Annotated in this window: 27 protein-coding genes; all 27 read right to left on the bottom strand. The window is 58.3% G+C overall.

Annotation, left to right across the window (positions count from 1 at the left end; translation table 11 throughout):
- Positions 1-131 precede the first annotated feature (131 nt).
- On the bottom strand, positions 132-1,142 hold the full coding sequence (locus PR018_RS05630) for a DNA-directed RNA polymerase subunit alpha (protein ID WP_111220700.1): 1,011 nt from the start codon (positions 1,140-1,142) through the stop codon (positions 132-134).
- A 103-nt stretch (positions 1,143-1,245) separates the two neighbouring features.
- Positions 1,246-1,635 (bottom strand): 30S ribosomal protein S11, encoded by a 390-nt coding sequence (rpsK, locus tag PR018_RS05625; RefSeq protein ID WP_111220699.1) that lies wholly within the window; start codon positions 1,633-1,635, stop codon positions 1,246-1,248.
- 132 nt (positions 1,636-1,767) lie between these two features.
- Positions 1,768-2,136: a 30S ribosomal protein S13 gene (rpsM, locus tag PR018_RS05620; RefSeq protein ID WP_142822290.1), complete on the bottom strand. Its 369-nt coding sequence runs from the start codon at positions 2,134-2,136 to the stop codon at positions 1,768-1,770.
- Between the two features lie 318 nt (positions 2,137-2,454).
- Positions 2,455-3,105 (bottom strand): adenylate kinase, encoded by a 651-nt coding sequence (locus tag PR018_RS05615; RefSeq protein WP_111220697.1) that lies wholly within the window; start codon positions 3,103-3,105, stop codon positions 2,455-2,457.
- Positions 3,102-4,442 (bottom strand): preprotein translocase subunit SecY, encoded by a 1,341-nt coding sequence (secY, locus tag PR018_RS05610; protein WP_142822289.1) that lies wholly within the window; start codon positions 4,440-4,442, stop codon positions 3,102-3,104. Before secY ends, PR018_RS05615 begins: the two co-directional genes overlap by 4 nt.
- Before the next feature lie 225 nt (positions 4,443-4,667).
- Positions 4,668-5,150, bottom strand: coding sequence for a 50S ribosomal protein L15 (rplO, locus tag PR018_RS05605; RefSeq protein WP_111220695.1), 483 nt, complete (start codon positions 5,148-5,150; stop codon positions 4,668-4,670).
- Positions 5,151-5,165: 15 nt separating this feature from the next.
- Positions 5,166-5,375, bottom strand: a complete 210-nt coding sequence (gene rpmD / locus PR018_RS05600; protein ID WP_142822288.1) for a 50S ribosomal protein L30 — start codon at positions 5,373-5,375, stop codon at positions 5,166-5,168.
- Between the two features lie 13 nt (positions 5,376-5,388).
- On the bottom strand, positions 5,389-5,958 hold the full coding sequence (rpsE, locus tag PR018_RS05595; protein ID WP_111220693.1) for a 30S ribosomal protein S5: 570 nt from the start codon (positions 5,956-5,958) through the stop codon (positions 5,389-5,391).
- A 143-nt stretch (positions 5,959-6,101) separates the two neighbouring features.
- Positions 6,102-6,464, bottom strand: a complete 363-nt coding sequence (rplR, locus tag PR018_RS05590; RefSeq protein ID WP_142822287.1) for a 50S ribosomal protein L18 — start codon at positions 6,462-6,464, stop codon at positions 6,102-6,104.
- A 12-nt stretch (positions 6,465-6,476) separates the two neighbouring features.
- The gene (gene rplF / locus PR018_RS05585) at positions 6,477-7,010 is read right to left on the bottom strand and encodes a 50S ribosomal protein L6 (protein WP_111220691.1); all 534 of its coding nucleotides are present in this window, start codon (positions 7,008-7,010) and stop codon (positions 6,477-6,479) included.
- 44 nt (positions 7,011-7,054) lie between these two features.
- A complete protein-coding gene (gene rpsH / locus PR018_RS05580) occupies positions 7,055-7,453 on the bottom strand; it encodes a 30S ribosomal protein S8 (protein WP_003547562.1) in 399 nt (132 codons plus the stop codon).
- Positions 7,454-7,465: 12 nt separating this feature from the next.
- Positions 7,466-7,771, bottom strand: a complete 306-nt coding sequence (rpsN, locus tag PR018_RS05575) for a 30S ribosomal protein S14 (RefSeq protein WP_111220690.1) — start codon at positions 7,769-7,771, stop codon at positions 7,466-7,468.
- Between the two features lie 33 nt (positions 7,772-7,804).
- Entirely contained in the window at positions 7,805-8,362 is a 558-nt protein-coding gene (gene rplE, locus PR018_RS05570) for a 50S ribosomal protein L5 (RefSeq protein ID WP_142822286.1), read from the bottom strand.
- Positions 8,355-8,663: a 50S ribosomal protein L24 gene (gene rplX, locus PR018_RS05565; RefSeq protein ID WP_111220688.1), complete on the bottom strand. Its 309-nt coding sequence runs from the start codon at positions 8,661-8,663 to the stop codon at positions 8,355-8,357. Before rplX ends, rplE begins: the two co-directional genes overlap by 8 nt.
- A 15-nt stretch (positions 8,664-8,678) precedes the next feature.
- On the bottom strand, positions 8,679-9,047 hold the full coding sequence (gene rplN / locus PR018_RS05560; RefSeq protein ID WP_111158087.1) for a 50S ribosomal protein L14: 369 nt from the start codon (positions 9,045-9,047) through the stop codon (positions 8,679-8,681).
- Between the two features lie 265 nt (positions 9,048-9,312).
- The gene (gene rpsQ / locus PR018_RS05555) at positions 9,313-9,552 is read right to left on the bottom strand and encodes a 30S ribosomal protein S17 (RefSeq protein WP_142822285.1); all 240 of its coding nucleotides are present in this window, start codon (positions 9,550-9,552) and stop codon (positions 9,313-9,315) included.
- A 12-nt stretch (positions 9,553-9,564) separates the two neighbouring features.
- Entirely contained in the window at positions 9,565-9,765 is a 201-nt protein-coding gene (gene rpmC, locus PR018_RS05550) for a 50S ribosomal protein L29 (RefSeq protein WP_111220685.1), read from the bottom strand.
- 12 nt (positions 9,766-9,777) lie between these two features.
- Positions 9,778-10,191 carry a 50S ribosomal protein L16 gene (gene rplP, locus PR018_RS05545; protein ID WP_111158089.1) on the bottom strand — a complete coding sequence of 138 codons (414 nt, stop codon included), beginning with the start codon at positions 10,189-10,191 and terminating at the stop codon, positions 9,778-9,780.
- 34 nt (positions 10,192-10,225) lie between these two features.
- Complete coding sequence (gene rpsC / locus PR018_RS05540; protein ID WP_111220684.1) at positions 10,226-10,942, bottom strand: 30S ribosomal protein S3; 717 nt, start codon at positions 10,940-10,942, stop codon at positions 10,226-10,228.
- Complete coding sequence (gene rplV / locus PR018_RS05535; protein WP_111220683.1) at positions 10,942-11,334, bottom strand: 50S ribosomal protein L22; 393 nt, start codon at positions 11,332-11,334, stop codon at positions 10,942-10,944. Before rplV ends, rpsC begins: the two co-directional genes overlap by 1 nt.
- 2 nt (positions 11,335-11,336) lie before the next feature.
- Positions 11,337-11,615 (bottom strand): 30S ribosomal protein S19, encoded by a 279-nt coding sequence (gene rpsS, locus PR018_RS05530; protein ID WP_111220682.1) that lies wholly within the window; start codon positions 11,613-11,615, stop codon positions 11,337-11,339.
- A 15-nt stretch (positions 11,616-11,630) separates the two neighbouring features.
- Entirely contained in the window at positions 11,631-12,467 is an 837-nt protein-coding gene (rplB, locus tag PR018_RS05525) for a 50S ribosomal protein L2 (RefSeq protein ID WP_142822284.1), read from the bottom strand.
- 11 nt (positions 12,468-12,478) lie between these two features.
- Entirely contained in the window at positions 12,479-12,772 is a 294-nt protein-coding gene (locus tag PR018_RS05520; RefSeq protein WP_111220680.1) for a 50S ribosomal protein L23, read from the bottom strand.
- Positions 12,769-13,389, bottom strand: a complete 621-nt coding sequence (rplD, locus tag PR018_RS05515; RefSeq protein WP_142822283.1) for a 50S ribosomal protein L4 — start codon at positions 13,387-13,389, stop codon at positions 12,769-12,771. Before rplD ends, PR018_RS05520 begins: the two co-directional genes overlap by 4 nt.
- 13 nt (positions 13,390-13,402) lie before the next feature.
- On the bottom strand, positions 13,403-14,044 hold the full coding sequence (rplC, locus tag PR018_RS05510; protein WP_142822282.1) for a 50S ribosomal protein L3: 642 nt from the start codon (positions 14,042-14,044) through the stop codon (positions 13,403-13,405).
- A 39-nt stretch (positions 14,045-14,083) separates the two neighbouring features.
- Positions 14,084-14,392 (bottom strand): 30S ribosomal protein S10, encoded by a 309-nt coding sequence (gene rpsJ / locus PR018_RS05505; protein ID WP_003547547.1) that lies wholly within the window; start codon positions 14,390-14,392, stop codon positions 14,084-14,086.
- A gap of 321 nt (positions 14,393-14,713) precedes the next feature.
- Entirely contained in the window at positions 14,714-15,889 is a 1,176-nt protein-coding gene (gene tuf / locus PR018_RS05500; protein ID WP_142822264.1) for an elongation factor Tu, read from the bottom strand.
- Between the last annotated feature and the right edge of the window lie 14 nt (positions 15,890-15,903).

The following is a 15,903-nucleotide window of genomic DNA, read 5'->3' as shown; positions in this document are numbered from 1 at the left end:
TGCCGTTTCCTGGCACATGCAGGCGATATGCCTGCTGTTTGACGGGGAAAGGCAGTCATCCTGCCTTTACTTATTGTTCTCTGCGATCGGCGTGCCGGCGGAAATCCGCGACACACTTTGCCTCACGCCGCTCAGTACTGATCTTCGTAGCGCTTGGCGAGATCTTCGATGTTCTCTGGGGGCCAGGCCGGCACTTCCATGCCGAGATGCAGGCCCATGGAAGCGAGAACTTCCTTGATTTCGTTCAGCGACTTGCGGCCGAAATTCGGAGTGCGGAGCATTTCGGCTTCGGTCTTCTGAATAAGGTCGCCGATATAGACGATGTTGTCGTTCTTCAGGCAGTTTGCCGAGCGGACAGACAGTTCCAGTTCGTCCACCTTCTTGAGGAGAGCCGGGTTGAAGGCCAGTTCGGTGACTGTCTCTTCTTCGACATCCTTCTGCGGTTCGTCGAAGTTGACGAAAACGCCGAGCTGGTCCTGCAAGATGCGGGCCGCGAAAGCGACTGCATCTTCACCGGAGATCGAGCCGTCCGTTTCGATGGCCATCAGCAACTTGTCGTAATCGAGAACCTGGCCTTCGCGGGTGTTTTCCACCTTGTAGGACACTTTCTTGACCGGCGAGTAGAGGCTGTCTACCGGGATGAGACCAATCGGTGCGTCTTCCGCACGATTGCGCTCTGCCGGAACATAGCCCTTGCCGTTGTTGACGGTGAATTCCATGCGGATTTCAGCGCCTTCGTCGAGCGTGCAGATGACGTGATCCGGGTTGAGGATCTCGATGTCGCCGACCGTCTGGATGTCGCCGGCGGTGACAACGCCTGGACCCTGCTTGCGAACGACCATGCGCTTGGCATCGTCGCCGTCCATCTTGATGGCGATTTCCTTGATGTTCAGAACGATATCCGTAACGTCTTCGCGAACGCCCGGGATCGAGGAGAACTCATGCAGTACGCCGTCGATCTGTACCGCCGTGACGGCGGCGCCGCGCAGCGAGGACAGAAGCACGCGACGCAGCGCGTTGCCGAGCGTCAGGCCAAAGCCACGCTCAAGCGGTTCAGCGACAAGGTTGACCTTTGTGCGGCCGCCCGAGGAAAACTCGACCTTGTTCGGCTTGATCAGTTCCTGCCAATTCTTCTGAATCATATTCCTGCCTTCCGTTCGTTACCACCATCCAATCGTGGCAACCGAGCTTGAGAAGCACCGGAGATCGCCTATTGGGCGCTCACCGGTGTGTGATTGGCGATGATTATACGCGACGCTTCTTGCGTGGGCGGCAACCGTTGTGCGGGATCGGGGTCACATCGCGGATCGACGTGATCATGAAACCGGCAGCCTGGAGCGCGCGCAGAGCCGACTCACGACCCGAACCTGGACCGCAAACTTCGACTTCAAGCGACTTCATGCCATGTTCCTGCGCCTTCTTGGCAGCATCTTCAGCGGCGATCTGCGCTGCGAACGGTGTCGACTTGCGCGAGCCCTTGAAGCCCTTGGCGCCAGCAGACGACCAGGCAATCGCATTGCCCTGCGCATCGGTGATGGTGATCATCGTGTTGTTGAACGTCGAGTTGACGTGCGCAACGCCCGACGAGATGTTCTTGCGTTCGCGACGGCGAATGCGGACGGCTTCCTTGCCCATAGTAGTCCCTTTCGTGGATCTCTGCACCGCCGTAATGCCAGCGGCTACACCGGCGCAGGGCGCTAAGGCCCTTCGCCAAACTCAAAAGAGGCCGGCGGAACCGCCAGCCTCCCTCACACGGTTGCCCGGTGATTACTTCTTCTTGCCAGCAATCGCCTTTGCCGGACCCTTGCGGGTGCGGGCATTGGTGTGCGTGCGCTGACCGCGAACCGGCAGGCCGCGACGATGACGAAGACCGCGGTAGCAGCCCAGGTCCATCAGACGCTTGATGTTCATCGACGTCTCGCGACGCAGGTCGCCTTCGACCTGGTAATCGCGGTCGATTGTTTCGCGGATCTGCAGGACTTCGGCATCCGTCAGCTGGTGAACGCGGCGCTCAGCCGGGATACCAACCTTGGTAACGATTTCCTGCGCAAACTTCTGTCCAATCCCGTGAATATAGGTCAGCGCAATTACTACGCGCTTTGCCGTCGGGATGTTGACGCCAGCGATACGTGCCACGCCTATTCTCCTTGCGTTCCGTTTGCCATCAGGCAAAGGTCTCTGTTACGCGACCGTAGAGGCCGCCTGTTCAATTCGAGGTCGATAACATGTCAAAACGACCGAACCCGGAATTCCCGAGGGAAGTCCGCGCCGATCGCAGCTATGTCGCGAGTTGGCGCGGTGTTTAGCGGAATCACTGCCAAAAGGCAACTGTTCCGCTAATTTTATTTTGGCTTATCCCCGCCCCGACCACCGGTCCGACCGACTCATGCGCCGCAATTGTTTTGCGAAATCGTCGTCAGGCCGTTGAATGGCCCGACAACAACTCTCCGAAGCTCAAAGGCTGGAGAGAATCTTTTCGACTTCTGCTGTGACATGATCGATATCCGCCATGCCGTCAACCGAATGAAGCATTTTCTTGGCATAGTAGTAGCCAATCAAAGGCGCCGTTTCCTTATAGTAGGCCTGCATGCGCGTCACCACGGTTTCGCGCGTATCGTCAGGGCGGCGCTTGAAGTGCGTCGAACCACAGCGATCGCAGACACCCTCGACCTTCGGCTTCAGGTTGGTGTCGTGATAACCCGCACCGCAGTTGGCGCAGGTATAGCGTCCGGAAACCCGGTCCGCGAGCACGACGTCATCGACCTTGATCTCGACGACACCCGAGAGCTGCATGCCCTTGGCAGCGAGCATCTTCTCGGTGGCATCGGCCTGCACCAGCGTGCGCGGAAAGCCGTCCAGGATGAAGCCCTTGGCACAATCTTCGGCGTCAATGCGCTCCGAGATGATCGCATTGACGATCTCGTCGGACACCAGCTTGCCGGCATCCATGACAGCCTTGGCGCGCTTGCCGACTTCAGTGCCCGCCGAGACTGCCGCACGCAGCATGTCGCCGGTGGAGAGCTGCGGGATACCGTACTTTTCGACTATACGCTGAGCCTGGGTACCCTTGCCGGCGCCCGGTGGTCCCAAAAGGATAAGTCTCATCTCCCCCGCTTTCCTCCGCGCAACTTCGACTTCTTGATCAGACCTTCATACTGCTGCGCGATCAGGTGACCCTGGATCTGCGCTACCGTGTCAAGCGTCACACTGACGACGATCAAGAGTGAAGTGCCGCCGAGGGCGAGCGGGATGCCTGTCTGAGAAACGAGGATTTCCGGCAGAATGCAGACAACCACGAGGTAGATGGCGCCGACCACGGTGATGCGGGTCAACACATAGTCAATGTATTCAGCCGTGCGCTCACCCGGGCGAATGCCGGGAATGAACCCGCCGTGCTTCTTGAGATTATCGGCCGTGTCCTTCGGATTGAAGACGATGGCCGTATAGAAGAACGCGAAGAAGGCGATCATCAGCGCATAGAGCACCATGTAGAGCGGACGACCGTGGCCGAGGGCTGCGACGATCGACGTTGCCCAGACAGGCATTCCGGCGGTGTTGGCAAAACCTGCGAGCGTCGCTGGCAGAAGCAGCAGCGAGGAAGCGAAGATAGCCGGGATGACGCCCGATGTATTGAGCTTCAGCGGCAGGTGCGAGGTATCGCCCTGGAACATGCGGTTGCCGACCTGGCGCTTCGGATACTGGATCAAAAGACGACGCTGGGCGCGCTCCACGAAGACGATGAGGGCGATAACCGCAACGGCAACGACGAGGACCAGGAGAATGAGTGCGGTCGAAAGTGCGCCGGTGCGTCCGAGTTCCAGCGTGCCAGCCAAGGCCGATGGCAGGCCAGCTGCAATGCCGGCGAAGATGATCAGCGAAATGCCGTTGCCGATACCGCGCGAGGTGATCTGTTCACCGAGCCACATCAGGAACATCGTGCCGCCGAGCAGCGTGATGACCGTGGAGACGATAAAGAAGACGCCGGGCTGGACGACAAGTCCGTTACCGCTCTCAAGCCCCACCGCGATGCCATAGGCTTGCAGCGTGCCGAGCAGCACCGTGCCGTAGCGCGTGTATTGATTGATGATCTTGCGGCCCTGTTCGCCTTCCTTCTTCAGGTTTTCGAGCGCGGGAACGACCGAAGTCATCAGCTGCACGATAATCGAAGCGGAGATGTAGGGCATGATGCCGAGAGCGAAGATCGCCATGCGCTGGACAGCGCCACCGGAAAACATGTTGAAAAGACCGAGGATGCCGCCCGCCTGGCCCTGGAAAGCCTGGGCATAGGCAGCAGGATTAAGGCCTGGAAGGGGGATATGGGTGCCGAGGCGATAGACAAGCAACGCACCGAGCGTGAACCAAAGCCGCTTTTTCAGATCCTCTGCCTTGGCAAAGGTTGAAAAGTTGAGATTGGATGCCAATTGTTCCGCTGCAGACGCCATGCAAATCTCCGCACTACCAATTCCGGCTAAATCGGCCGAGTCCGGAATGTGTAATCAAATTGTTTAAAAAGTCGAGCATTGGGTGGACTGCGATGCAAGAGCGCATGCCGGCCGAAGGTCCCGTCATCGCCCTCCCCGCGCGAACGCACGACTCAGGATCCGAAGCTCACATATGGGAGCAAAATCGCCCGGTGTGAAGCACCCCGGGCGATTAATTCGTCTGTATTATTCCGAAGCTGCGACAGGTGCGGCAGCCAAAAGCTTGATGGAGCCGCCAGCCTTCTCGATCTTCTCGACAGCAGACTTGGAAGCGCCTGCGACTTCGAGGGTCAGCTTCGCCGAGATTTCGCCGTCGGACAGGATCCGGACGCCGTCCTTGACGCGACGGATAACGCCGGCAGCCTTGAGAGCCACGGCATCGATCGTCGTCTTCGCGTCCAGCTTGCCGGCGTCGACTGCTGCCTGGAGGCGAGCAACCGATACGACGACGTAGTCGGACTTGAAGATGTTGTTGAAGCCGCGCTTAGGCAGACGACGGTAGATTGGCATCTGACCGCCTTCAAAGCCGTTGATCGCTACGCCCGAACGGGACTTCTGCCCCTTGACGCCGCGACCACCGGTCTTGCCCTTGCCCGAACCAATACCGCGGCCGAGGCGCTTGCGGGAGTGGGTCGAACCTTCGTTGTCGGTGATTTCATTCAGTTTCATAACGAATCCTCCGGCTTACTTCTCGTCGACGACGCGAACGAGATGCTGGACAGCACGGATCATTCCACGAACCGAAGGAGTATCCTCCAGAGTGCGGCGACGGTGCATCTTGTTCAATCCGAGGCCGATCAGAGTCTTTTCCTGAACGTCCGGACGGCGAATTGGGCTACCGATCTGCTCGACCGTAACGGTCTTTGCTTCGGTCTTCTTGGTCGTCTTGGCCATAGGTCAAACTCCCTTATTCTTCAGACGCATTACCGGAGGCAATACGACGAGCCTGCAGAGTGGCATACTTGATGCCGCGCTGAGCTGCGATGTCCTTCGGATGGATCTGTTGCTTCAGAGCGTCGAACGTTGCGCGAACCATGTTGTATGGGTTCGACGAACCGGTCGACTTGGCGACGACGTCGTGAACGCCGAGCGTTTCGAATACGGCGCGCATCGGACCACCGGCGATGATGCCGGTACCAGCCTTGGCAGAGCGCAGCAGAACCTTGCCGGCGCCATGACGGCCATGGATGTCGTGATGCAGCGTACGGCCGTCACGCAGGGGAACGAAGATCAGCTCGCGCTTGGCGGCTTCCGTTGCCTTGCGGATAGCTTCAGGCACTTCGCGCGCCTTGCCGTGACCGAAGCCAACGCGGCCCTTCTGGTCGCCGACGACGACGAGAGCTGCAAAGCCGAAACGACGGCCGCCCTTGACGACCTTGGCAACGCGATTGATCGCGACCAGCTTGTCGACGAATTCGCTATCGCGCTCGTCACGGTTCTGGCGATCGTCGCGAGAACCTCTTTTTTCTTGTGCCATTGTCCTTTTCCTTTTTCTTTTCCGGGTGCAATCGGCAACTGCAACAAGACCACATCGGGCTTTTCGCTGCCCTGTGGTCCGGTGATGGTCTGAAAAGACCGAAATCCGGCCGGGAGCTTTACGCCACCGGCCGGAAATTTATATTAGAAGGTGAGACCGCCTTCACGGGCAGCTTCGGCCAGAGCCTTGATGCGACCGTGATAGATGAAGGCGCCGCGGTCGAACACGACCTCGTTGACGCCCGCCTTGGAGGCGCGCTCTGCAACGAGCTTGCCGACGAGCGTTGCCGCTGCTGTGTCAGCACCGGTCTTCAGAGAACCGCGCAGATCCTTGTCGAGAGTGGAGGCAGACGCAAGCGTCTTGCCGGCCACATCGTCGATGACCTGGGCGTAGATGTTCTTCGAAGAGCGATGAACCGACAGGCGCGGACGGCCGTTAGCCACCGACTTAAGATGACGACGCACGCGGTTGGCACGACGTGCAAGTGCTTCTTTCCTGCTAGCCATTTCGCGTGATCCTTACTTCTTCTTGCCTTCTTTGCGGATGATCCGCTCACCGGCATACTTGACGCCCTTGCCCTTGTAAGGCTCGGGGCCACGGTATTCGCGGATTTCTGCGGCCACCTGGCCGACCTGCTGCTTGTTGATACCGGTGACGACGATTTCCGTCGGCTTCGGCACAGCAATTGTGATTCCGACTGGCGGTTCATAAATCACGTCGTGGGAGAAACCAAGCGCCAACTGCAGGTTCTTGCCCTGCAGGGCCGCGCGGTAACCAACGCCGTTGATTTCGAGCTTGCGCTCATAACCGTCCTTGACGCCAACCAGGATGTTTTCGACCATCGTGCGGGACATCCCCCACTTTGAGCGAGCATTCTTGCTGTCGTTGAGCGGCGTCACAACAATCGCATTATCTTCGAGCTTGAGACCGATATCGTCATTCGCGACGAAAAACAGTTCACCCTTGGGGCCCTTAGCAGTCACTTTTTGGCCATCAATCGTGGCCGTGATTCCTGCAGGCACCTGAACGGGCTTCTTGCCGATACGAGACATTTTTTCAAACCTGTCTGTTTCGAGGGAAATTCTTTAGACCAGCCTTAGAAGACCGAGCAAAGAACCTCGCCACCAACATTCTGTTCACGAGCCTGGTGGTCGGCCATCACGCCCTTCGGAGTAGAAAGGATAGTGATGCCGAGACCGTTCGCGACCTGCGGAATGGACTTGACCGAGACATAAACCCGGCGGCCCGGCTTAGACACACGGCCGATCTCACGGATGACCGATGCGCCTTCATAATATTTCAGCTCGATGCTGAGCTCGGACTTGCCGTTGCCGAAATCGACGACGGAATAGCCACGAATGTAACCTTCGGACTGAAGGACATCGAGAACACGTGCACGGAGCTTGGAAGCAGGCGTCGAAACCGACGACTTGCGACGCGAGGCACCGTTACGGATGCGTGTGAGCATATCGCCCAATGGATCTGTCATTGTCATGTGGGCTACTCCTTACCAGCTCGACTTGACAATGCCCGGCACCTTGCCGAAATTGCCAAATTCACGCAGTGCGATACGCGACATGCGCAGCTTGCGGTAGTAGGCGCGCGGACGACCGGTGATCTCGCAACGGTTACGGACGCGAGTCTTGGATCCATCGCGCGGCAGCGATGCGAGCTTCAGGGTAGCCTTGAACCGCTCTTCGATCGGAAGGGACTGGTTCATGATGGTTGCCTTCAGCGCGGCACGCTTTGCGGCACTGTTAGCAACCGTATTGCGGCGGCGCTTGTTCTTTTCAACTGCGCTTGTCTTCGCCATATTTGATTTCCTTTTCTACGCTCGTCGTTACGGTTACGTGCGGAACGGGAAGTTGAACTCTGTGAGCAGAGCCCTAGCTTCGTCGTCCTTGGTCGCCGTCGTGCAAACGATGATGTCCATGCCCCACATCTGATCAACCTTGTCGTAGTTGATCTCTGGGAACACAATGTGTTCCTTGATGCCCATGGCGAAGTTGCCACGACCGTCAAAGCTCTTCGGGTTCAGGCCGCGAAAGTCGCGAACGCGCGGAAGCGCGATGTTGATCAGGCGATCCACGAACTCATACATGCGGGCGCCACGGAGCGTGACCTTGGCACCGATTGGCATATTTTCGCGGACCTTGAAGCCAGCGATGGAATTGCGCGCGAAAGTGATGACCGGCTTCTGGCCAGCGATTGCGGCCAGGTCGGCAGCAGCAATCGTCGGCTTCTTGGAGTCAGCTGTCGCCTCGCCCACACCCATGTTGATGACGATCTTGTCCAGCTTGGGGATCATCATCTCGTTGGTGTAGGAGAACTGTTCCTGCAGCGCTGCGCGAATACGGGTTACGTATTCCGTCTTCAGGCGCGGTTCGTATTTAGCCTCAGCCATCGATCACATCTCCCGAACGCTTGGCCACGCGGACCTTCTTACCATCAACGACCTGGAAACCGACGCGGGTCGGCTTGCCGTCCTTGTCGACAATCGCGATGTTGGACAGGTGAAGCGAGGCTTCCTTGTTGATGATGCCGGCTTCCTGCGACTGCGACTGGCGTGTATGGCGCTTTACCATGTTCACGCCGCGAACGACTGCGCGGTCTTCCTTCGGCATCACTTGAATGACTTCGCCGGTACGACCCTTGTCCTTACCAGCCAGAATGACGACCTTGTCGCCCTTGCGGATCTTTTGCATCTTTAACCGCTCCCCTTACAGAACTTCAGGAGCGAGCGAGATGATCTTCATGTGGTTCTTAGCGCGAAGTTCGCGCGGAACCGGTCCGAAGATACGTGTGCCGATCGGCTCTTTCTTGTTGTCGATAAGTACTGCTGCATTGGTATCGAAACGAATGACGCTTCCATCCGCACGGCGGATCGAGGCAGCTGTGCGAACGACCACAGCCTTCATCACGTCACCCTTCTTTACGCGGCCGCGCGGAATAGCTTCCTTGATCGAGACGACGATAATGTCGCCAATCGAGGCATACTTGCGCTTCGAACCGCCCAGCACCTTGATGCACATGACACGACGTGCGCCGGAATTATCCGCGACGTCGAGGTTTGTTTGCATCTGAATCATATCAGGTCGCCTTCTTGTTATACCGGAATGGTTGGGCAGAGCCCCCTATCCCGGCTTATGGAATTGTTTACCCGCTTGCGCCCCTCCAAAAAGGAAGAGTGAAAACAAGGCAGTAGCTTCAGCCAGCGCGGGATCGATCTTGCCAGGGTGGTTTCCCCAATGGGACCTTCCGTGCGCTAAAAGCAAAAGAACGCCCGAGTCTCAGGCGTTCCGTCGCTGCTTCATATAGAAATTACGGCAAGACGCAAGGCCTCGCCGCAAATTCTTACTTAACCTGACCGGAAACGACCGTCCAGGTCTTGTCCTTGGAGATCGGCGCGCATTCCTCGATAGAAACCATATCGCCGGTCTTGTATGCGTTGTTCTCGTCGTGGGCCTTGTACTTCTTAGAACGACGAACCGTCTTCTGGAGGAGCGGATGCGCAAAGCGGCGCTCGACCCGAACCACGACGGTCTTTTCGTTCTTGTCGCTGACCACGACGCCCTGCAGAATGCGTTTCGGCATCTTATTTTTCCTTTAGGCCTTGGCTTCTGCCGCCTTCTGGCGGGCAATGGTTTTCACGCGGGCGATGTCCTTGCGGACCTCGTTCACACGAGAGGCTTTTTCAAGCTGGCCGGTGGCCTTCTGAAAGCGCAGGTTGAACTGCTCCTTCTTCAGCTTGGCTAGCTCTTCCTTGAGTTGGTCGGCGGTGAACGCGCGAACATCTGCGGCTTTCATAGCTGTTCTTCCTTACTCTGCAATGCGCTGCACGAAGCGCGTCTTGACCGAGAGCTTGGCAGAACCCAGACGAAGCGCCTCACGGGCGATTTCTTCGCTGACACCGTCGATCTCGAACATCATACGACCGGGCTTGACCTTGCATGCCCAGTATTCGACGCCGCCCTTGCCCTTACCCATGCGGACTTCGGTCGGCTTCTTGGTGACCGGTACGTCCGGGAAAACCCGGATCCATACACGGCCGGCACGCTTCATGAAACGCGTGATCGCGCGGCGAGCCGCCTCGATCTCACGAGCGTTGACACGATTCGGTTCCTGGGCCTTCAGGCCGAATTCACCGAATGCGAGATCAGAACCGCCCTTGGCTACGCCCTTGATGCGGCCCTTGAATTGCTTGCGGTACTTCGTACGCTTTGGCTGCAACATAATCTATTCTCCGAATTAACTACCTCGAGCGCCCTTAGGCGTGATCGCGGCGACGGTTTTCTCTGCTGGCTGGGCCCTGGCTATCGCCTTCGGCCTGACGGCGTTCAGATGCCATCGGGTCGTGCTCAAGGATTTCGCCCTTGAAGATCCAGACCTTGATGCCGCAGATACCGAAAGCGGTGGTGGCTTCAGCCGTACCGTAGTCGATGTCGGCGCGCAGCGTGTGCAACGGCACGCGACCTTCGCGATACCATTCCGTACGGGCGATTTCAGCACCACCGAGACGGCCGGCACAAGTGATCTTGATGCCTTCGGCACCGAGACGCATTGCCGACTGAACGGCGCGCTTCATGGCGCGGCGGAAAGCGATACGACGTTCCAGCTGCTGAGCGATGCCCTGGGCGACCAGGACAGCATCGATTTCCGGCTTGCGGACTTCGACGATGTTCAGGTGCGTTTCGGAGTTCGTCATGTCGGCCAGCTTCTTGCGAAGCTTGTCGATGTCTGCACCCTTCTTGCCGATGATCAGGCCCGGACGCGCCGAGTGGATCGTGACGCGGCACTTCTTGTGCGGACGCTCGATAACCACCTTCGAAATGCCGGCCTGCTTCAGCTCGGTCATGACGAATTTGCGCATCTTGATGTCTTCATGCAGCAACTGGCCGTATTCGGCGTTGTCTGCAAACCAACGGCTGTCCCAAGTGCGGTTAATGCCAAGGCGGAAACCGATTGGATTGATCTTCTGACCCATTATGCGGCCTCCTCTTGTGCTGGCTGCACTTCGCGAACGACGATCGTCAAATGTGCGAAGGGCTTTTCGACGCGCGATGCACGACCACGACCACGAGCGTGGAAGCGCTTCATGACAATCGACTTGCCGACGTAGGCCTCGGCGACGACGAGAGCGTCGACGTCGAGATCGTGATTGTTTTCAGCGTTTGCGATCGCCGATTCGAGGGTCTTCTTGACCGCTCCGGAGATCCGCTTGCGCGAAAATTCAAGCTCGGCCAAGGCGCGCTCGACCTTCATGCCGCGGATAAGCGCAGCAACGAGGTTGAGTTTCTGCGGGCTGACACGAAGCGTGCGGGCGACTGCCTGCGCTTCGTTGTCCTTGAGCCGGCGTTCTGTTTTTGCCTTGCCCATCGTTACTTCCTCTTCGCCTTCTTGTCCGCGCCGTGACCGTAATAGGTACGGGTGGGTGCGAACTCACCGAACTTGTGACCGACCATGTCTTCGTTGACATTGACCGGGATATGCTTGCTGCCGTTGTAGACACCAAAGACCAGACCGACGAACTGCGGCATGATGGTGGAGCGACGGCTCCACATCTTGATCACTTCGTTGCGTCCACCTTCGCGAACCTTCTCAGCCTTCTTGAGAAGATAGCCGTCAACAAACGGACCTTTCCATACTGAACGAGCCATTGGAGACTTCCTCTCTTACTTCTTGCGCTGATGGCGCGAGCGCATGATCATCTTATCGGTCGACTTGTTGGAGCGCGTACGCGCACCCTTCGTCGGCTTGCCCCAAGGTGTCACCGGATGGCGACCACCGGAGGTCCGGCCTTCACCACCGCCGTGCGGATGGTCGACCGGGTTCATGACGACGCCGCGAACATGCGGACGCTTGCCGCGCCAAACGGAACGACCGGCCTTGCCGTCGTTGGTGTTGCCGTGGTCCGGGTTGGAAACGGCACCGATCGAAGCCAGGCAGGTGCCTGGTACGAGGCGCTGTTCGCCGGAGTTGAGGCGAAGGATCGCGAGGCCTGCATCGCGGCCGACCAGCTGCGCATAAGCACCGGCGGAGCGAGCGATCTGGCCGCCCTTGCCCGGCTTCATCTCAACGTTGTGGATGATCGAGCCGACCGGGATGAACTGCAGCGGCATGGCGTTGCCAGGCTTGATGTCCACGACCTTGTCGGAAGCGATAACCTTGTCACCGGGCGCCAGGCGCTGCGGTGCGATGATGTAGCGCTGCTCGCCATCGGCATAGTTGATGAGAGCGATGAAGGCAGAGCGGTTCGGGTCGTATTCGATACGTTCAACCGTACCTTCGATGTCGAACTTGCGACGCTTGAAGTCGATGAGGCGGTAGGTCCGCTTGTGACCGCCGCCCTGGAAGCGAACGGTGATACGACCGGTGTTGTTGCGGCCGCCCTTCTTCGACAGACCTTCCGTCAGCGCCTTGACCGGCTTGCCCTTGTAGAGGGCCGAGCGGTCGACGATGACCAGCTGACGCTGGCTCGGGGTCGTCGGATTGAATGATTTCAATGCCATTTTCTAATTCCTCACAGACCTGTGGAGACGTCGATGGTCTGGCCTTCGGCCAGCGTCACGATCGCCTTCTTCACGTCTTTCTGCTTGCCGACAAAACCGCGAAAACGCTTGGTCTTGCCGAGGCGGCGCAGAGTGTTAACAGCAGTCACCTTGACGCCGAACAGGGCTTCAACAGCTGCCTTGATCTGCGGCTTGGTAGCCGTCAGGGCGACGTTGAAGACAACCTGATTATACTCGGAAACCATGGTGGACTTTTCGGTGATCGACGGCGAGACGATCACGTCGTAATGGCGAATATCGGTCACTTGAAGCGCTCCTCTAGAGCCTCGACAGCGGCCTTGGAAAGCACGAGCTTACCGCGACGCAGAATGTCGTAAACGTTGATGCCCTGGATCGGCAGAAAGTCGATGTTCGGGATGTTTGCGGCTGCGAGCTTGAAGTTGGCGTCGAGCTCGGCACCGCCAATGAGCAACGCGTTGGTCAGGCCCATTGCATTGAACGTATTTGCCAGGACCTTCGTCTTGGCTTCCGTTGCGATGAAGTCATCGATAACGATGATGTCTTCAGCCTTGAACTTCGTCGACAGAGCATGACGCAGGCCGAGGGCGCGAACCTTCTTCGGCAGATCATGTTCGTGGCTGCGAACAACCGGACCGTGAGCCTTACCACCGCCACGGAACTGAGGTGCACGTGCGGAGTGGTGACGAGCGCGGCCCGTACCCTTCTGCTTGTACATCTTGGCACCGGTGCGCCAGATTTCAGCACGGCCCTTGGACTTGTGCGTGCCAGCGCGCTTCTTTGCCAGCTGCCAGCGGATGACGCGAGCGAGAATGTCCTCGCGCGGCTGGAGGCCGAAAATCGCATCAGAAAGGGAGACCTTCCCGGCGTCTTTCCCCTCGAGGGTCTTGACGTTAAATTCCATTGGTTCGGCTCCCTTACTTCGCGGCTGACTTGACGGCGTCGCGAACGATGATCCAGGCACCCTTGGAGCCCGGGACGGCACCCTTGATCAGGATAAGACCGCGATCTTCATCGGTCGAAACCACTACAAGGTTCTGCGTCGTGACGCGCGTCTGGCCCATGTGGCCAGCCATCTTCTTGTTCTTGAATACCTTGCCCGGATCCTGGCGCGAACCGGTCGAACCGTGCGAACGGTGCGAGACGGACACGCCGTGGGTGGCGCGCAGGCCGCCGAAGCCGTGACGCTTGATAGCGCCGGCAAAGCCCTTACCGACCGTGGTGCCGGTAACATCGACCAGCTGACCAGCGGCGAAATGGGAAGCCGTGATTTCGGCGCCGATTTCAAGCAGGTTGTCTTCCGAAACCCGGAATTCCTGCAGCTTGGTCTTCGGTTCGACGTTTGCAGCGGCAAAGTGGCCACGCAGGGACTTCGAGGTATTCTTGACCTTGGCCACACCAGAACCAACCTGGACCGCGACGTAGCCATTCTTTTCGACCGTACGCTGGGCCACCACCTGGCAGCTCTCCATACGCAGTACCGTAACAGGGACATGCTCGCCTGCGTCATTATAGACGCGCGTCATTCCCACCTTCTGTGCAATCACACCTGAACGCATCGGTTCAATCCTTCTCACTCAGCTCGAAGACTGTAAGTCTCAGAGCTTGATCTCAACATCGACACCAGCAGCGAGATCGAGCTTCATCAGCGCGTCTACTGTCTGGGGGGTCGGGTCAACGATGTCGAGCAGGCGCTTATGCGTGCGCATCTCGAACTGTTCGCGGCTCTTCTTGTCGATGTGCGGGGAGCGGTTAACCGTAAACTTCTCGATACGGGTCGGAAGTGGAACGGGGCCCCGGACGCTTGCACCGGTGCGCTTAGCCGTCGATACGATCTCACGCGTAGAAGCGTCGAGAATCCGATGATCGAACGCCTTAAGGCGAATGCGGATATTCTGGCCGTTCATTCGACATTATCCTTGTTGTCTGTTATCGCCGCGCCCTCGAGAGAATGCGGTTTGTCTTATGACGTAAGGCGGATCACCGGTTTCAAAGATCGAGAGGGACACCAGTGTTTGGCATCCCTATCCAGCCTTTGGGCTACCTAGCCCACCTTATTGTTCTATTTAAAAGCCACTTCGACATGCGAATTCCACATGCAAAGCACCGCGCAAATCGCGCCTGCGCGCCATTTGCTACATTTCCGTGTCATAAGCAAGCGGCCAAGGCCCCCTGCTTCATATTATTGTCACGGTATCGGCTGCCGCTTGCGCGGCAGCCGTCCGTTATTACTCGACGATCGAGGCTACGATGCCGGCGCCGACGGTACGGCCGCCTTCGCGGATAGCGAAGCGCAGCTTTTCTTCCATGGCGATCGGCACGATCAGTTCGACAGCAACGGTGACGTTGTCGCCAGGCATGACCATTTCCGTGCCTTCAGGCAGGGAGACGATGCCGGTCACGTCCGTCGTGCGGAAGTAGAACTGCGGACGATAGTTGGTGAAGAACGGAGTATGACGACCGCCTTCTTCCTTCGTCAGGATGTAGGCTTCAGCCATGAACTTCTTGTGTGGCTTGACCGAACCTGGCTTGCAGAGAATCTGGCCACGCTCGACGCCGTCACGGGTGACGCCGCGGATCAGCGCGCCGATGTTGTCGCCAGCCTGGCCCTGATCGAGCAGCTTGCGGAACATTTCAACGCCGGTAACCGTCGTCTTGGTCGTTGCGCGGATGCCGACGATTTCGACTTCTTCACCAACCTTGACGATGCCGCGCTCGACGCGACCGGTAACAACCGTACCACGGCCGGAGATCGAGAACACGTCTTCGATCGGCAGCAGGAACGGCAGGTTGATCGGACGCTCAGGCGTCGGGATGTACGAGTCGACGGCTTCCATCAGAGCGCGGATGGCGTCTTCGCCGATCTTCTTGTCCGAATCTTCGAGAGCGGCCAGAGCCGAGCCCTTGATGATCGGGATATCGTCGCCCGGGAAGTCGTAGGACGACAGAAGTTCGCGGACTTCGAGCTCAACGAGTTCGAGCAGCTCTTCGTCGTCGACCTGGTCGACCTTGTTCAGGAACACCACGATGGCGGGAACGCCAACCTGACGGGCAAGCAGGATGTGCTCGCGGGTCTGGGGCATCGGGCCGTCGGCTGCCGAGCAGACCAGGATCGCGCCGTCCATCTGGGCAGCACCGGTGATCATGTTCTTGACGTAGTCGGCGTGGCCGGGGCAGTCGACGTGTGCATAGTGACGGGCAGGCGTTTCGTATTCGACGTGAGCCGTCGAGATCGTGATGCCGCGTGCCTTTTCTTCCGGGGCAGCGTCGATCTGGTCGTAACGCTTGTATTCGCCGAAATACTTCGTGATCGCTGCCGTCAGAGACGTCTTGCCGTGGTCAACGTGGCCAATCGTGCCGATGTTAACGTGCGGCTTGTTGCGCTCAAACTTACTCTTTGCCATTTCGGCTCTCCGTT

Source organism: Rhizobium rhododendri (genome assembly GCF_007000325.2).
Lineage (GTDB): Bacteria > Pseudomonadota > Alphaproteobacteria > Rhizobiales > Rhizobiaceae > Rhizobium > Rhizobium rhododendri.
The sequence above is the reverse complement of the archived record's forward strand: the minus strand, read 5'-3'. Positions and strand labels throughout refer to the sequence as shown.

What these genes read in the sequence shown, in the direction of transcription:
- PR018_RS05630 (WP_111220700.1), bottom strand. Translation starts at nt 1,142, where the DNA reads ATGATTCAGAAGAATTGGCAGGAACTGATCAAGCCGAACAAGGTCGAG.
- rpsK (WP_111220699.1), bottom strand. Translation starts at nt 1,635, where the DNA reads ATGGGCAAGGAAGCCGTCCGCATTCGCCGTCGCGAACGCAAGAACATC.
- PR018_RS05615 (WP_111220697.1), bottom strand. Translation starts at nt 3,105, where the DNA reads ATGAGACTTATCCTTTTGGGACCACCGGGCGCCGGCAAGGGTACCCAG.
- secY (WP_142822289.1), bottom strand. Translation starts at nt 4,442, where the DNA reads ATGGCGTCTGCAGCGGAACAATTGGCATCCAATCTCAACTTTTCAACC.
- rplO (WP_111220695.1), bottom strand. Translation starts at nt 5,150, where the DNA reads ATGAAACTGAATGAAATCACCGACAACGAAGGTTCGACCCACTCCCGC.
- rpmD (WP_142822288.1), bottom strand. Translation starts at nt 5,375, where the DNA reads ATGGCCAAGACGACCAAGAAGACCGAAGCAAAGACCGTTACGGTCGAG.
- rpsE (WP_111220693.1), bottom strand. Translation starts at nt 5,958, where the DNA reads ATGGCACAAGAAAAAAGAGGTTCTCGCGACGATCGCCAGAACCGTGAC.
- rplR (WP_142822287.1), bottom strand. Translation starts at nt 6,464, where the DNA reads ATGGCTAGCAGGAAAGAAGCACTTGCACGTCGTGCCAACCGCGTGCGT.
- rplF (WP_111220691.1), bottom strand. Translation starts at nt 7,010, where the DNA reads ATGTCTCGTATCGGCAAGAAGCCCGTTCAGGTGCCTGCAGGAATCACG.
- rpsH (WP_003547562.1), bottom strand. Translation starts at nt 7,453, where the DNA reads ATGACAATGACAGATCCATTGGGCGATATGCTCACACGCATCCGTAAC.
- rpsN (WP_111220690.1), bottom strand. Translation starts at nt 7,771, where the DNA reads ATGGCGAAGACAAGCGCAGTTGAAAAGAACAAGCGCCGCCGCAATACG.
- rplE (WP_142822286.1), bottom strand. Translation starts at nt 8,362, where the DNA reads ATGGCTGAGGCTAAATACGAACCGCGCCTGAAGACGGAATACGTAACC.
- rplX (WP_111220688.1), bottom strand. Translation starts at nt 8,663, where the DNA reads ATGCAAAAGATCCGCAAGGGCGACAAGGTCGTCATTCTGGCTGGTAAG.
- rplN (WP_111158087.1), bottom strand. Translation starts at nt 9,047, where the DNA reads ATGATTCAGATGCAAACAAACCTCGACGTCGCGGATAATTCCGGCGCA.
- rpsQ (WP_142822285.1), bottom strand. Translation starts at nt 9,552, where the DNA reads ATGCCGAAACGCATTCTGCAGGGCGTCGTGGTCAGCGACAAGAACGAA.
- rpmC (WP_111220685.1), bottom strand. Translation starts at nt 9,765, where the DNA reads ATGAAAGCCGCAGATGTTCGCGCGTTCACCGCCGACCAACTCAAGGAA.
- rplP (WP_111158089.1), bottom strand. Translation starts at nt 10,191, where the DNA reads ATGTTGCAGCCAAAGCGTACGAAGTACCGCAAGCAATTCAAGGGCCGC.
- rpsC (WP_111220684.1), bottom strand. Translation starts at nt 10,942, where the DNA reads ATGGGTCAGAAGATCAATCCAATCGGTTTCCGCCTTGGCATTAACCGC.
- rplV (WP_111220683.1), bottom strand. Translation starts at nt 11,334, where the DNA reads ATGGGCAAGGCAAAAACAGAACGCCGGCTCAAGGACAACGAAGCGCAG.
- rpsS (WP_111220682.1), bottom strand. Translation starts at nt 11,615, where the DNA reads ATGGCTCGTTCAGTATGGAAAGGTCCGTTTGTTGACGGCTATCTTCTC.
- rplB (WP_142822284.1), bottom strand. Translation starts at nt 12,467, where the DNA reads ATGGCATTGAAATCATTCAATCCGACGACCCCGAGCCAGCGTCAGCTG.
- rplD (WP_142822283.1), bottom strand. Translation starts at nt 13,389, where the DNA reads ATGGAATTTAACGTCAAGACCCTCGAGGGGAAAGACGCCGGGAAGGTC.
- rplC (WP_142822282.1), bottom strand. Translation starts at nt 14,044, where the DNA reads ATGCGTTCAGGTGTGATTGCACAGAAGGTGGGAATGACGCGCGTCTAT.
- rpsJ (WP_003547547.1), bottom strand. Translation starts at nt 14,392, where the DNA reads ATGAACGGCCAGAATATCCGCATTCGCCTTAAGGCGTTCGATCATCGG.
- tuf (WP_142822264.1), bottom strand. Translation starts at nt 15,889, where the DNA reads ATGGCAAAGAGTAAGTTTGAGCGCAACAAGCCGCACGTTAACATCGGC.